Raw genomic sequence first — 13733 nt, 5'->3', positions numbered from 1 at the left:
AACCGGTACTAATGACCCGTGAGGCTTGACCATATAACACCCAAACGGTTTTAAGCGGTACTGAAACGACGTAAACCGGATACGAAACAGATGATGCTTTGACGAAGCGAACGAGATTGCTTGCCCCTTTTTAGGCTGTTGGCCTTAGTAACACCGCCAGCAACCAACCAGTTACGCCTGACGACAATAGCGAGTGGGAACCACCTGATCCCTTGCCGAACTCAGCAGTGAAACCGCTCAGCGCCGATGATAGTGTGGGGCTTCCCCATGTGAAAGTAGGTCATCGTCAGGCACTTATTAAAGAAAAACCCCCAGCTCAAAGCTGGGGGTTTTTTTATGGGCCAAAAGTAGGAAAAGTGACTTGAAGCTTTTCTATTTGATCCAGCCTTTACTGATTTTTCTAAAGGTGTCAGTGCCTGCCTTTTCAAGCCATTCAAAAGCAACCATTTCTTTGCTAACGATTTGAGCACCTGCTTGCTGTAAGCGTTCCAGAGCAAGACGTTTGTCTTCTGGGTTGCGGGAACCCAAGCCTTCAGCCACGAGAAAGACTTGATAGCCTTGTTCCAGTAACTCGGCTGCCGTTTGAAAGGCACAGACATGAGCTTCGGTGCCGATAAGGATAATTTGTTGGCGTCCCAGGTCTGCCAGGTGGTCTTTAATGCTTTCTTCTTTGAGTGCACTGAAGTGCATTTTTTGGAGTATTTCATCCTGGTTGAGAAGCTCGGCTAGAGGCTGAACTGTACCGCCTATACCCTTTGGATACTGTTCCGTCGCTCTAATGGGAACATCCAGTTCTCTGGCAATTTCCAGCAGCCATTTGCTGGTATTAATCACTTGTGAGGCCTGGTGGATGTAAGGGGCTAGTTTGGCCTGAATATCGATCATTAAAAGCAAGCTGCGTGTGGATTGCATGAGCATGATAGACTCCCTTTTTTGTGGTTTTGTTGTTAGACTTGAGTCTAATCTTGTGAGTGGATTCCTGAAGACTACTTTAACACTCCTGTTTGCGCTGACCAGCATTTACTTTTAGATGGAGATACCTACCTGTGACACGATTTCTGGCTCTTGGTTTAAGTTGTATGTTTGTTCTTGCACTGGGGATTAGTGAAGCTGACGCACGTCGAATGGGCGGTGGTGGCTCTGGTGGCACCTTCTCACGTCAGGCGAGTCCTCCTGCACAGCAGCAACAGCAGCGGCAGCAGACTCAACAGCAGCAACAGGGCCAACAATCGGCAGCTGTTGGCCGTGGCGGTCTTATGGGCCCCTTGATGGGTTTGGCAGCAGGCGGGTTGCTAGCAGCGATGTTCTTTGGTGGTGCTTTCGATGGAATTCAGTTTTTTGATATTTTGATCCTGCTTTTGATAGGAGCAGGTGTTTTCATGTTTTTGCGCTCACGTGCCCAGCGGCATCAGCAGCAGGCGCAAGTCGCTGGGAGTATGCAGCGCAGTGCACCTCCCTCTGCTTACGATCAAAAGTCTCAGGCTGGGTTTGAAGCCTTTGATCGTTCGGCTGCTTCTGTAAGCGCCGAACCTGAAATTCGTTTTGGTGCACCTGATTGGTTTGATGAGCAGGGTTTTCTTGCTCGTGCAAAACAGCACTTTATTGACTTGCAGGCAGCCTGGGATGCTAATGATTTCAGAACTCTTGAAGAGTTCGTTACACCTCAGCTTTATCGTTTTCTACAAGAAGAGCGTGCTCGCCAACCCGGTGAGGTTAAAACGGATGTCAAAAAGCTAGCGGTTGAAGTCAGCAATATCCAACAAATTGGTGACACGGTTGAACTGGCGGTGATGTTCCACGGGATTATTAGCGAATCGGGTGCCCCTGAAGCACCCTTCTGCGAAATTTGGCATTTGATTAGAGATATGTCTGAAGAGCAGTCACCTTGGCTGATTCAGGGTATTGAACAGGTCGAGTAATTGTTTCTGGCTTCTCGGTGCTAACAGCCGAGAAGCCAAGTTCTGGTTTAGGCTTCCTTGCGGGTAAAGACCCAAGTATTCCCTTCCGACATGGCTTTATTGTAGCTGTAGCCTTCTAAATCAAAGTTTTTAAGCCCTTCCGGTTGATCAACTCTTTCCTGCAAAATAAAGCGGCTCATTAGTCCACGCGCCTTCTTGGCATAGAAGCTAATTATTTTGTATTGACCATTTTTCCAATCTTTGAAAACCGGGGTGACAACCTGGGCATCTAGTCTTTTAAAATCTAGAGCCTTGGAATATTCCTGAGAAGCCAGATCGACCAAAACGCCTGTGTCCTGCTGACTTAGTTCCTGATTCATGGCCTCGGTTAGTCGCTGCTTCCAAAAAGTGTATAGGTCCCTGCCTCTAGGATTAACCAACTTGGTCCCCATCTCCAGCCGATAGGCTTGAATTAAATCCAGAGGTCTGAGCATGCCATAAAGCCCTGAGAGTATACGCAGGTGATTTTGGCCAAACTCTAGGGCTTCTTTATCTAGACTCTTGGCATCAAGTCCGGTGTAGACATCTCCTGTGAACGCAAAGGCAGCCTGTTTGGCATTGTTTAGATCAAAAGGTGGTGACCATTCCTGATATCGTGCTGCATTTAAGCTGGCCAATTTATCACTGATTTTCATCAGCTCACTTAAATCCTGCGGTGATTTGGGCCTGAGTTCATCAATCAAAGCTTGTGATTCCTGCAGGAAATCAGGCTGGGTAAAGGCTTGAATGGGTGGCGGGTTATCAAAGTCCAAGGATTTTGCAGGTGAAAGAATACTAAGCATGGATGACTCCTTAATTGAATATGCCTACCAGTATACCAAGCCGTGAATGTACGGCTATCTCAGCTTATCGCTATCTTATTGACATATTTTTTTGTAAAAGGGTTACCAAAATCTTTATAGGTGATTACAATCCGCACAGCTCGCAGCTGCGAACGATTCTAAGGCCGGTATTTTTGCGAAACAAAACCAATCAGTCCTGTGATGAGGTGAGGATGCTACCATCAAGCCAGTTTCTTGCCAGTATTGAGTTCTCTCTTGCTGATAGCTTTTACAAGTTAGCTTGTAAGCCTGGAATGCGTCTGTTTCGCCATTTAACACGGGGATTGATGCATCACGCCGCCAAGTTGGGCCATCAGCGTACACTGCTGGTCTTTGGTCAGCGACTGCTACAAGAAGGTGGTACGCAAAGAGATAAAATTCTGGGTGCGGAGTATCTGCTGCAAGCCGCTCAGCAAGGTAACCCTGAAGCGCAATGGCTTGCTGGTGGTATTTATGAAAAGGGTCTTGCTCCTTTTGTGGTCAGCGACCCCAATGCAGTTACCTGGTATGCCAGAGCAGCTGAGCAAGGTCATGTTCAAGCATGTAAACGCTTAGCACAAGCTTACCGGGTTGGTGAACTAGGTCTTTCTGCAAGTGAAGACAAAGCCCGCTTCTGGGAGCAATAGGCTGCTCTATAAGGCTGTCTGAATCCAGAGATTACAATTTGTCTGAATAATAAGCTAAACTCGTGGCTTATTGATTCTTTACTTGCAGTAAGGGCAGCGGATGGATATGCCATTCATTATTGATGTTGAAGCCTCGGGTTTTGGTCGAGGCAGTTACCCTATTGAGGTTGGCTTTGCCCGCCCTGATGGAAGTGTGGCTGCTCGTTTGATCAGGCCTGAATCTGAGTGGAAGCACTGGAGCGATGAGGCTGAACAGGTACATGGCATCACGCGTGAACAACTTTTCCAAGAAGGACAAAGCGTCAAGGAAGTGGCTGACTGGCTTAATACAGAGCTGCGCGGTGAAACGGTATACAGCGATAGCTGGGGTTTTGACAGTAGCTGGTTGGCCCTGTTGTTTCATGAAGCGGGTTGCCTGCAACACTTCAGAATCGATACTTTAAATAAGCTGCTGAGTGAAAAGCAGTTAGCCAGCTGGAGCCGTATCAAACAACAGGTTCTCCAAGATCTTAATCTGGTCCGCCACCGTGCTGCTGATGATGCTTATATGCTGCAGAGAACCTACCGAATGACCGCAGCCTCTTAAGCTCTAATTGATCTGGGACTTGTATTGAAACGCTTGTTTGAATACTCTTGTAGAAATACGTCTTCAGAGGTTTCTCCATGTCTTCAACATCTTCTTCACAAGAACCCCGTGTCCTACTGAGTATGAAGCAGGGCATTGCCCACGTTCAACTGAATCGTCCAACCAAGCATAACAGCCTGGATATGGAGCTGATTGAATCTTTGCTGGAAACTCTCGCTAGCTTGCAGAAGTATAAGGAGCTTAGGGTCGTTGTGCTTAGTGGCAACGGCGAGAGTTTTTGCAGCGGCTTGGATGTGGCTGGGGTGATGGCTGACCCCAAAAATATTCAATTTCTTTTAAGTGGTTGTGATGGCCATCCTCATAATCATGTGCAGCATTTGGCGCTAGGCTGGCGTTCTCTTCCTGTTCCTGTGATCGCGGCTGTTCATGGACACTGCTATGGGGGTGGACTACAAATCGCCTTGGGTGCTGATTTGCGCATTGCTCGTGCTGATGCGCGCTTGTCAGTAATGGAAGGTCGTTGGGGCATCATTCCCGATATGGGCTTGAGTGTGACGTCACGCGGCTGTGTTCGTGAAGATGTACTTTTGCGCCTAACCTTGACTGCAGAAACCCTGTCAGGTGAAGCAGCAAAGCGCGAAGGGCTGGTTACTGAAATTGCAGACAACCCTTTGGCTCGTGCCGAGGAGTTGGCTGAAATTATCCTCCAGCGTTCACCTGATATGGTCAAATCCAGTAAACGCCTGCTGCGCGACTCTTATACTCAGACAGATGATGAGCGTTTGGCCATGGAAGAAAAACTGCAAAAGCGGCTTTTGGGAACCCCCAACCAGATGGAAGCGGTTATGGCCAATCTGCAAAAACGTCCACCCCAATTCAAATTGGATTAACTGATCTGCGTGATTGTTCAGCTAAGGCCTTATCAGCAGGAAGCTGTTCATCGTGTACTTGAATGGTTCCGTTCGACCAGTGAGCCTGGCTTACTTTGTTTGCCTACCGGAGCTGGAAAAAGCTTAGTAATTGCTGAACTGGCCCGGCTGGCTCGAGGAAGAGTAATGGTTCTTGCTCATGTGCGGGAGCTGGTTGAACAGAACCAGGCCAAGTATGCTGCCTATGGCCTGGAAGCGGATATTTTTAGTGCTGGCCTTGGGCGCAAGGAAGCTCAGCGTCAAGTGGTTTTTGGATCAGTGCAGTCAGTGGTCGGTAACCTGCAGTTTTTTGAGGATGCTGGTTTTACTCTCCTGGTCATTGATGAATGCCATCGTGTCAGTCTTGAAGAAGACTCTAGCTATCAACGTGTTATTGCTCACCTTCGTCAGCTCAACCCTCAACTTAAAATTCTCGGCTTAACCGCGACCCCTTATCGTCTCGGGCAGGGCTTTGTTTACTATCGGCACTTGCAGCAAGAGGCCGTTAGGGGGGATGAAAACAGTTTTTTCAAAGCCTGTATTTATGAGTTGCCGCTGCGCTGGATGGTCAAAAAGAACTATCTGGTCAAGCCGGTCAAAATGGATATGGCCCTGCTGGCTTATGACTTTTCTCAATTAACGAAAACGCCAGCGGGCTACTTTTCTGAAGTGGAGCTGGATCAGCGTGTGGCATCCAGCCGAGTGACTCCAGATATTGTTCGAGATATTCAACAGCGCTCTGCTGATCGCCAGGGGGTGATGATTTTCTGTGCCAGTGTGCGTCATGCTGAAGAAGTTGCCGGGCTTTTACCCGCTGAGCAAACAGGCCTGATTACTGGTGACCTTGCTGGCCCTGAGCGCAACCGTTTGATTGCCGCTTTTAAACAGCAAGCACTTAAATACCTGGTTAATGTCTCGGTATTAACCACCGGCTTTGATGCGCCTCATGTCGACCTGATAGCACTGCTTAGGCCAACGGAATCGGTGAGTCTTTATCAACAGATTTTGGGTCGTGGTCTACGCTTGTCACCGCAAACAGGCAAGCAGGACTGCTTGTTGCTTGATTATGCCGGTAATCCCTGGGACCTTTGGGCGCCAGAAATTTCCAGTCCCCAGCCTGCTGCTGATACCGAACTGGTCCAAGTCGCCTGTCCGGCCTGTGGTTTTGCCAACAGCTTCTGGGGGCGGACGAGCGCTGAAGGGGAGGTGCTGGAACATTACGGCCGCCGCTGTCAGGGGTGGCTTGCCGAGGATGAAAACGCTGGTGAGCAATGTAGCTTTCGTTTTCGCTTTCGGACCTGTGAAAGCTGCGGTGGCGAAGCAGATATCGCTGCACGTAGCTGTCCTCATTGTGATGCAGTTTTGGTGGATGCAGACACTAAGTTGAAGCAGGCTTTGCAACTTAAAGATGCACGCGTGCTTCGGGTCAGTGGCATGACTTTGGAAGTAGCCATGAATGGTCGTGGTCTCAAGCGTTTGAAGGTGGTTTACTATGATGAAGGCGGGATCAGCCTGAGTGACTGGTATGCCTTGGAAACTCCGGCCCAGCGTCAGCTATTTGCCCGAGTGTTTCTGCAGGAGCATTTGCGCGCGCCAGGAAGCAACTGGTCTCCTGCCTCCCCAGAAGAGGTGGTTGCTGGGGAGGCGCGCCTGCGATCGCCTGACTTTGTGATTGCACGCAAGGTCAATCGCAAACACTGGCGAATACAGCAGCGCCTGTTTGACTATCAGGGTCGCTATCGCAAGGCAGTCGCAGCGGGCTAAGCTCGGCGCTTATTTTCCATCCGCTTTAGAAATTCACTCATCAGTTGATGGTAAAGATCTTCTTTGAGATAGGCATCCTCAACGCCGGAATCAATATTTGGATTATCATTTACCTCGATAACCACTACTCTGTCACCACTTTGCTTAAGGTCAACACCATAGAGGCCGTCTCCTATCAGGCGCGTTGCTTTAAGGGCTGTTTTAATCACCTGAGGTGGCACCTGAGCTATGGGCAGGGTTGCAAAGTTACCTGACTCAGTCGTGGCTGTTGAATGGTTATAGATTTGCCAATGACCCTGGCTCATAAAATACTGGCAGGCAAACAGCGCCTTGTTGTTGAGCACTCCAATTCGCCAGTCGTAATCGGTATACATATACTCCTGGACCAGCAGAATAGCTGAGTGACGAAAATAGTTTTTAGCCGCTTCCAGAAGCTCTGTTTGGTCTTCAGCTTTGACGACTCCCTTAGAAAAAGCACCATCAGGTACTTTCAGAACTACTGGATAACTCAGTTCATCAGCCAGTTTTTGCAGCTCTTTTTTGTGATCCTTGTAGAGGAAGTGGGTTCTGGGCATGGCTATGCCTTTGCTGGCCAGAAGATCGGCTAGATACACCTTGTTGCAGCAGCGTAGAATGGATGTGGGGTCATCCATCACCACCAGGCCTTCAACCTCCGCTTTCTTGGCAAAGCGGTAGGTGTGGTTGCTGATTGAGGTGGTTTCACGAATGAAAAGGCCATCATATTCAGCCAGGCGACTAAAGTCTTTCTTTTGAATCAAGTCGACATCAATACCCAGCTTACGCCCGGCACGAATCATTTGCTTAAGAGCCGAAGTGTCTGATGGCGGCAGTTCTTCTTTGGGGTCAACGAGTAGAGCCAAATCATAACGGTATTGCCGACGACTGCTGGTTTTACGCCAGATTTTGCGACTAAAGGTATCTAAAGCTGTAGCAAAGAGGTCTTCTTCCTCACTAGTAAGGTGTTTGAGTCCTTTGGGCTTCAAGGCCTCGATTTGCCAGCCATCGCCTTTACGAAAACTGATGCTAAGTAGTGGGCAGGGGAAGTGTTCAAAAATTTGTCTGGCCAGATCACTCAAGGGTTCAAACAAGGTTTGACCAAAGCAAAGGGTGATTTCAAGCCTTTGGTTGTCTTCCAGCTGTGCCTGCAGGCTCTTGTTACGACTGACCAGTTTGTTCAAGGATTCATTCAGACTATCCAAATTGAGCCCATAAATGGATTTTTTACCCAGGTCATTGATGGTTCGAATTGATGGAATCACCTTATGCCCACGGGCTTCGGCCAACAAGGAGGTATAGTAGCCATAACTCAGATAGCGGTAGTTATTGCATAGGTTGATGACTTGGGTTGGGTGAGTGTCTGTCTTGCTGCCCTGCGCCAGATATTCGTGGGCGGTAATCAGGTCTTCTGAAGGATAGTAAGCAACCCAATCGGCTAGCTTGTCGATTACAATTTTCAAACGCGTCATGCGAGTCTCCGATGGTCAATAGCTGCACTATCTTCCTGAAAGAAGAAACTGGCAAGAGGGCCAAAGATTTTTTTTCAGTGGCTGGTGTGCAGACTCTTCTGAGCGTAGTCTAAAGTGATGTTTGTTAAGAGTCTTAGCCATGTCGATTCGTTATTTTCAACCCAGTTATCAAGAGGCACGCAGTCAGTTTTTGGCTGCAGCTGCTGTTCAGCCCAATAAAACCTGGCAGGATGCGCGTATTCATCCCTTGCAAGGCAGCCAGGGTGAGCCCTTGGCATTGGACAGCCTTTGGCTGGGCCCAAGGGATGCCGAGCGTCTTCTGGTGGTGCAGTCGGCTACCCATGGTATTGAAGGCTTTGCCGGGTCAGCTGTTCAGCAGGCTTTACTGAACAGGGATTTAGAGCTGCCGGAGAACACCGCGCTACTGCTGTTACATGCTATGAATCCCTGGGGATTTTCTTTTCGACGACGGGTTGATGAAGCCGGTATTGATTTGAACCGTAATTTTGTGGACTTTTACAAGCCTCCCGAGAATCCAGGCTACGCTGATTTGGCGCAAGCACTGGTTCCCAAAAGCTGGAATCAGGAAGCCTTGCACGCAGCGGATCTAAAACTGGAGGCCTATCGACAAACCCATGGCGAAACAGCCTATGAGTTGGCCGTCAGTGGTGGCCAGTATACCCATCCAGAGGGGCTTTTTTATGGTGGCCATGCTCCCAGTTGGTCGCGTCAACAGTTGGAAGCCCTGGCTGAAGAATTACTGCTGGCAAAACGTGAAGCCGTGGCCATTATCGATGTACATACCGGGTTAGGAGATTATGCAGTGGGTGAAGTGATTTGTGATCACCCACCCGCCAGCCAGGGTGTCCGCTGGGCCAAACACTGGTATGGCGAGGCCGTGACTGAACCCTTTTTAGGAACTTCTTCTTCGGTTCCCAAACAAGGTTTGATCGACTTTTTCTGGCATGCACTCCTTCCTGAACGCTGTTGCTTTGTCACCCTGGAATTTGGTACTGGATCCACTGACCAGCTATTTCATGTGTTACGAGCCGATCATTACTTGGCCCAGAAAAAGCCGGGTGAGGTTAGTCCCGCTTTAATCAATCAACTTAACCAGGAGCTTCAGGAGCACTTTTGCCCCTCGGCAGCGGCCTGGCGTGAGGCAGTCGTTAAGCAAGGCTTGCTCAGAATTGACCAGGCTTTAGGAGGTTTGGCGGCACTATGAATTGTCAGCAAGACGCTGAGTTGCAAGAGCGTCCAGGTTACTTGGATGATTTGGAAGCCCTCTTGGCGTTAGAGGGAAAATGCTTTAACCAGGATCGTTTCAGCCGTCGCCAGTTCCGCTGGCTGCTTCAGCGTGGTCATGCTCATTTTCAGCTATTGATAGACCTGGATGGTCAACTGGCTGGTTATCTATTGCTTTTGTTTCATCGTGGAACCTCGCTAGCCAGAATTTACTCTTTGGCCATCGATCCTCAAAGACAGGGCCAGGGGCTGGGAAAACGCCTGCTGGAAGCTGCTGAACGCCTGGCTTTGGAACAAGGCTGCTCGGCGTTGCGTTTGGAAGTGAGGCCCGATAACGCGGCAGCCCTGCGCCTCTATACCGCAGCAGGTTATCGCAAGTTTGGTGAGTATGCTGATTATTACGAAGATCATGCTGCTGCACTGCGCTTTCAAAAACGTCTTTATAAAGCGCCCGGCGGTTGCGTTCGCCAAGTGCCTTATTACCAGCAAACACTCCCTTTTACCTGTGGGCCAGCATCCTTAATGATGGCGATGAAGGGACAAGCGCCGGAGCTTGAACTTTCACGTAATCTTGAGCTGCAACTCTGGCGGGAAGCAACCAGCATTTTTATGACGACTGGGCATGGTGGCTGTGGTCCCCGTGGTTTGGCCTTGGCTGCCTGGAATCGGGGTTTTAAAGTAGAACTCTGGATCAATCGTGAGGGGCCTTTATTTACCCGGGGGGTCAGGGATGTGACTAAAAAGGAAGTGCTGACTCTGGTGCATCAGGAGTTTGCTGCTCAAATGCAAGCGACGGATATTCTTGAACATCAAACAGAAGTGACCCAGGATCACTTGCTCCAAACGCTTGAAGCTGGAGGGGTGCCTCTGGTGTTGATCAGTTCCTGGCGGTTTAGTCGTCAGAAAAGCCCTCACTGGGTTGTGGTGACAGCGATAGATGATCAGTTCATTTATCTGCATGATCCAGAAGTGGATGAAGAGGACCAAAAAAGCCGGGTTGATAGTTTACAGGTGCCGGTAGCACGCAAGGACTTTTCAAGAATGGCTTGTTTTGGTCAGGAGAAACTCAGAACAGCGGTGGCTGTCTTTCCAAAACGGAGGTAAGTCGATGTACAAGTTTGCTTTTTTTGTACCTGAAAAGGATGCCGAAAAGGTCAAAACAGCTGTGTTTGCAACCGGAGCCGGGCGTATAGGGCTTTATGAGCACTGTTGTTTTCAGACACCGGGTCAGGGCCAGTTTCGGCCTTTGCAAGGAGCAAACCCCCAGTTGGGTGAAGTGAACACGCTGGAGAAGGTGGCAGAACTGAAGATTGAACTGGTTTGTGAAGCTACCCTGATTCAGGCCGCAGTAGCAGCCATGAAAAAGGCGCACCCTTATGAGGAACCTGCCTACGAGGTCTGGAAGCTGGAAGACTTCTGATTAAATGACGCGCGTTCGACGGTGTTGCTTGCATCAACCCTTGCTTTTGGAGGGAGCTCCAGGTGGTTTAAGGAAAATTAACCTGAGCAGGAGAAGTCCGGCTAGGATGGCAGCAAAAGCAGTCACCATACGATAGTCAATACGAGTCGCTATCCACAAATGCCAGATGCCCAAGGCTGAAGCCAAGTAAATAAAGCGGTGCAGGCTTTTCCAGGCCAGCTCAGGCATCGCCCTGCGGATAGAGGTCGGTGAGGTCAAAGCCAGGAGCGCCAGGATCAACCAGGCTGCCAGCCCCAGCTGTAAGTGCAGCAGTTCGCTGATTTCCTGCCATGCCCAGGCCCACTGCCAACCTTGATCCCAGCCCAGCCAGATTAGCAGGTGGGCCGTCAGCCACCAGAAGGCCCAGAGACCCAATTGACGTCGGGTAGCAATAAAGCCAACCCAACAGGTAAAACGCCAAGCAAAACCCCAGGCGATAGTAATCAGCAAAAGTGTTAGGCCGATACGCCCAGTCCAGTGCATCAAAGTTTCTTCAGGGAACACGCCCAGTTCATCTTGAAAGCCTAACCAGGCCAGCCACAAGGCAGGGCTGATACTCGCTCCGAAAACAAGCCAACGAAACCAAGGCATCAGTAGTTTTTCTCCAGATCCATACCCTGGTAAAGATGCGCAACCTCTTCTTCATAACCATTGAACATCAGTGTTTCACGGCGTCCCCCTTCACCCAGACGCCTTTCCCTGGCCTGCGACCAGCGGGGATGACTGACGTTGGGGTTCACATTGGCAAAGAAACCATATTCGTCCGGAGCCATTTTTTGCCAGCTGGAAACCGGCTGCTCTTCCTGGAAACGCAGGGTCACGATTGATTTGATACTTTTAAAGCCATACTTCCAAGGCACCACCAGACGTATGGGTGCCCCATTTTGATTCGGCAAGGGTTTGCCATAGAGACCGACGGCCATCAACGTCAAGGGATGCATGGCTTCATCCATACGCAAGCCTTCGGTATAGGGCCAGTCAAGGGTATCCCTGCGTTGACCTCTAAATTGCTGAGGGTCATAGAGGGTTTCAAAAACGACATACTTGGCGCGTGAAGTAGGTTCCAGGCGCTTAATCAATTCGCTTAATTGAAAACCCGTCCAGGGAATCACCATTGACCAGGCTTCGACACAGCGTAGTCGGTAAATACGCTCTTCCAGAAGATCTGCTTTAACCAGATCATCCAGGTCATAGGTGCCTGGTTTGTTGACTTCACCTTCAACCTTAATGGCCCAGGGATCTGTTCGCAGGTAGTGCGCCCAGTCGGAAGGGTCTCGCTTGCGCGAACCAAACTCAAAGAAATTGTTATAGCTGGTGATGGTTTTTTTATCGGTCAAGGTCTCACTGGTTGAGAAGTCGCTGCCAGGGGCTTTCTGCAAGGCGGGATGCCAAGGGCGTTCTGGCTGATTGGCCCAAGCTGTGTTGATCCATCCGGGTAGAGCTGCTGCCAGAGCCAAACTGGCAGATTGCTTCATAAAGCGCCTGCGCTCTCGATAAATCGCTTCAGGAGTAACTTCAGATTCTGGAAGTAAAGGGTAGCGATATCTTGCCATAAATGAGCCCTTGGTGGAGTTAAAAATGAAATCCTTTATTAAATTGATTTATATCAATTTAATTGATTTAAAAAGTGTTGCCTGCAGGATTTGAAAGTTCTAACCTGAATTTAGTTCCAATTAAATTTATCTGCAAGTCTTTGATAAATTTAAACTAATAGGCTGATAGTTTAAACCTAAATACAGGTTTTCGGCCATAAAATCATGAGGAGAACTCTATGAACTGGAAAGCATCTTTAAGCAGGGCCTTGCCACTTCTTGGCGCTGCAGGTTTGTTGGCTCTGTCAGCAGGAACCCTGGTTGCAGATGATGGCTACCACAGCAAGTATGCAGACCGTTTTGAACCCTTGCCTGCAATTGCTCCAATTCCTGCCAATAACAGTTTGACGAAAGAAAAAATTGAGCTGGGTAAGATGCTGTTTTTCGAACCTCGGATTTCAGCAAGTGGTGTCATTAGCTGTGCAACCTGTCATAACCCTGCACTAGGTTGGACAGACCGAATTCCCAGAGCAACTGGCCACAACGGTCAGGTTGGTGATCGTAATACCCCAACTGTCTTGAATTCAGGCTTCTTTACTGCCCAGTTCTGGGATGGTCGTGAAGATGATTTGGAAGGCCAGGCTCTGGGACCTATCGAAGCGGATATCGAAATGGCAATGTCGCTGGATGATGCGATTGCCCGTTTGAAAGAGTTTGATCAGTACAAAGAAGCTTTTGCTGCTGCCTATGGCGGTGAAGGTGAAGAGCAGATTACGCCTGAAAACATAGCTTTTGCCTTGGCGAGTTTCCAGCGTACCCTGAATACTCCCAACTCACCTTTTGACCGCTATTTGCGTGGTGACTTGAATGCGCTGACTGAAAAAGAAAAGCGCGGTATGGCCGCTTTTGCTGATAACGGTTGTGCAGCCTGCCACTCGGGTCCTGCCTTGACTGATAGCAGTTTCCATGCGATTCAGGTGCCCGGGTCTACTGATTTGGGACGCTATGAAGTAACCGGTGATGAAGGTGACAAGTATCGCTTTAAGACACCAACCCTGCGCAATGTTGCTGTTACCTATCCCTACTTTAACAATGGTGGCGTGGAAAGCCTAGAGGAAGCGACTCAGATCATGGCGCGCGAAATGCTGGGCCGTGAGTTTGATGATCAAACCATCAAAGATGTGGTTGCCTTCCTGCATACCCTGACTGGTGAAATGCCGAATATCACTATTCCAGCCCTGCCTTAAGAAATAACCTGGCTCAGGGAGGAGCCACTTGTTTGCTGAAGATTGAAAACAGACCTTGCTTGCTGGCCTGCTTCGCGGATAATAGCGGCTTTAATTGACT

Annotated in this window: 14 protein-coding genes and 1 rRNA gene; 10 read left to right on the top strand and 5 right to left on the bottom strand. The window is 49.3% G+C overall.

Annotated elements, in window-relative coordinates; genetic code table 11:
- Positions 1–176: 176 nt before the first annotated feature.
- A 5S ribosomal RNA gene (gene rrf / locus BM185_RS09590) occupies positions 177–292 on the top strand.
- An 80-nt stretch (positions 293–372) separates the two neighbouring features.
- On the opposite strand, the gene BM185_RS09585 is transcribed toward rrf, so the two are convergent.
- On the bottom strand, positions 373–918 hold the full coding sequence (locus tag BM185_RS09585) for a hydrolase (protein ID WP_091962697.1): 546 nt from the start codon (positions 916–918) through the stop codon (positions 373–375).
- A 128-nt stretch (positions 919–1046) separates the two neighbouring features.
- Between BM185_RS09585 and BM185_RS09580 the strand changes: the two genes are divergently transcribed.
- Positions 1047–1919 (top strand): Tim44 domain-containing protein, encoded by an 873-nt coding sequence (locus BM185_RS09580; RefSeq protein ID WP_177203522.1) that lies wholly within the window; start codon positions 1047–1049, stop codon positions 1917–1919.
- Between the two features lie 47 nt (positions 1920–1966).
- Here the strand turns inward: BM185_RS09580 and yaaA are convergent, their stop codons facing one another.
- Positions 1967–2740: a peroxide stress protein YaaA gene (gene yaaA / locus BM185_RS09575; RefSeq protein ID WP_091962692.1), complete on the bottom strand. Its 774-nt coding sequence runs from the start codon at positions 2738–2740 to the stop codon at positions 1967–1969.
- A 212-nt stretch (positions 2741–2952) separates the two neighbouring features.
- Between yaaA and BM185_RS09570 the strand changes: the two genes are divergently transcribed.
- The 4 genes from BM185_RS09570 (at position 2953) to radD (ending at position 6663) form a co-directional block, all read left to right on the top strand.
- Positions 2953–3405: a tetratricopeptide repeat protein gene (locus BM185_RS09570; RefSeq protein ID WP_177203521.1), complete on the top strand. Its 453-nt coding sequence runs from the start codon at positions 2953–2955 to the stop codon at positions 3403–3405.
- 100 nt (positions 3406–3505) lie between these two features.
- Entirely contained in the window at positions 3506–3991 is a 486-nt protein-coding gene (locus BM185_RS09565) for a 3'-5' exonuclease (protein ID WP_091962687.1), read from the top strand.
- A 77-nt stretch (positions 3992–4068) separates the two neighbouring features.
- On the top strand, positions 4069–4881 hold the full coding sequence (locus tag BM185_RS09560) for a crotonase/enoyl-CoA hydratase family protein (protein ID WP_091962684.1): 813 nt from the start codon (positions 4069–4071) through the stop codon (positions 4879–4881).
- Positions 4882–4890: 9 nt separating this feature from the next.
- Positions 4891–6663 carry a DNA repair helicase RadD gene (gene radD / locus BM185_RS09555; protein WP_245751743.1) on the top strand — a complete coding sequence of 591 codons (1773 nt, stop codon included), beginning with the start codon at positions 4891–4893 and terminating at the stop codon, positions 6661–6663.
- Here the strand turns inward: radD and BM185_RS09550 are convergent.
- Entirely contained in the window at positions 6660–8150 is a 1491-nt protein-coding gene (locus tag BM185_RS09550; protein WP_091962680.1) for a RimK family protein, read from the bottom strand. The two genes, radD and BM185_RS09550, sit on opposite strands and share 4 nt — an antisense overlap.
- 139 nt (positions 8151–8289) lie before the next feature.
- Between BM185_RS09550 and BM185_RS09545 the strand changes: the two genes are divergently transcribed.
- From BM185_RS09545 to BM185_RS09535, 3 genes are read left to right on the top strand one after another with little or no spacing between them, the layout of a single operon-like run.
- Entirely contained in the window at positions 8290–9375 is a 1086-nt protein-coding gene (locus tag BM185_RS09545; protein ID WP_091962678.1) for a M14 family metallopeptidase, read from the top strand.
- Complete coding sequence (locus BM185_RS09540; RefSeq protein ID WP_091962676.1) at positions 9372–10499, top strand: GNAT family N-acetyltransferase/peptidase C39 family protein; 1128 nt, start codon at positions 9372–9374, stop codon at positions 10497–10499. Before BM185_RS09545 ends, BM185_RS09540 begins: the two co-directional genes overlap by 4 nt.
- 4 nt (positions 10500–10503) lie before the next feature.
- The gene (locus tag BM185_RS09535; protein ID WP_091962674.1) at positions 10504–10815 is read left to right on the top strand and encodes a YqfO family protein; all 312 of its coding nucleotides are present in this window, start codon (positions 10504–10506) and stop codon (positions 10813–10815) included.
- A gap of 33 nt (positions 10816–10848) precedes the next feature.
- Here the strand turns inward: BM185_RS09535 and BM185_RS09530 are convergent, their stop codons facing one another.
- Positions 10849–11445 carry a protein-methionine-sulfoxide reductase heme-binding subunit MsrQ gene (locus tag BM185_RS09530; protein WP_091962672.1) on the bottom strand — a complete coding sequence of 199 codons (597 nt, stop codon included), beginning with the start codon at positions 11443–11445 and terminating at the stop codon, positions 10849–10851.
- A complete protein-coding gene (gene msrP / locus BM185_RS09525) occupies positions 11445–12407 on the bottom strand; it encodes a protein-methionine-sulfoxide reductase catalytic subunit MsrP (RefSeq protein ID WP_091962670.1) in 963 nt (320 codons plus the stop codon). The genes BM185_RS09530 and msrP overlap by 1 nt, the downstream gene beginning before the upstream one ends.
- 218 nt (positions 12408–12625) lie before the next feature.
- Here msrP and BM185_RS09520 point away from each other — a divergent pair, with 218 nt between their 5' ends.
- Entirely contained in the window at positions 12626–13633 is a 1008-nt protein-coding gene (locus tag BM185_RS09520; protein ID WP_091962668.1) for a cytochrome-c peroxidase, read from the top strand.
- Positions 13634–13733 lie beyond the last annotated feature (100 nt).

Origin of the sequence: Marinospirillum celere (assembly GCF_900112235.1) — a bacterium.
In the GTDB taxonomy this organism is placed as follows: Bacteria; Pseudomonadota; Gammaproteobacteria; order Pseudomonadales; family Halomonadaceae; genus Marinospirillum; species Marinospirillum celere.
This window is presented reverse-complemented; position numbering and strand designations above follow the sequence as displayed.

Coding starts and splice junctions, on each gene's coding strand:
- BM185_RS09585 (WP_091962697.1), bottom strand. CDS start 918: ATGCTCATGCAATCCACACGCAGCTTGCTTTTAATGATCGATATTCAG.
- yaaA (WP_091962692.1), bottom strand. CDS start 2,740: ATGCTTAGTATTCTTTCACCTGCAAAATCCTTGGACTTTGATAACCCG.
- BM185_RS09570 (WP_177203521.1), top strand. CDS start 2,953: ATGCTACCATCAAGCCAGTTTCTTGCCAGTATTGAGTTCTCTCTTGCT.
- BM185_RS09565 (WP_091962687.1), top strand. CDS start 3,506: ATGGATATGCCATTCATTATTGATGTTGAAGCCTCGGGTTTTGGTCGA.
- BM185_RS09560 (WP_091962684.1), top strand. CDS start 4,069: ATGTCTTCAACATCTTCTTCACAAGAACCCCGTGTCCTACTGAGTATG.
- BM185_RS09550 (WP_091962680.1), bottom strand. CDS start 8,150: ATGACGCGTTTGAAAATTGTAATCGACAAGCTAGCCGATTGGGTTGCT.
- BM185_RS09545 (WP_091962678.1), top strand. CDS start 8,290: ATGTCGATTCGTTATTTTCAACCCAGTTATCAAGAGGCACGCAGTCAG.
- BM185_RS09540 (WP_091962676.1), top strand. CDS start 9,372: ATGAATTGTCAGCAAGACGCTGAGTTGCAAGAGCGTCCAGGTTACTTG.
- BM185_RS09535 (WP_091962674.1), top strand. CDS start 10,504: ATGTACAAGTTTGCTTTTTTTGTACCTGAAAAGGATGCCGAAAAGGTC.
- BM185_RS09530 (WP_091962672.1), bottom strand. CDS start 11,445: ATGCCTTGGTTTCGTTGGCTTGTTTTCGGAGCGAGTATCAGCCCTGCC.
- msrP (WP_091962670.1), bottom strand. CDS start 12,407: ATGGCAAGATATCGCTACCCTTTACTTCCAGAATCTGAAGTTACTCCT.
- BM185_RS09520 (WP_091962668.1), top strand. CDS start 12,626: ATGAACTGGAAAGCATCTTTAAGCAGGGCCTTGCCACTTCTTGGCGCT.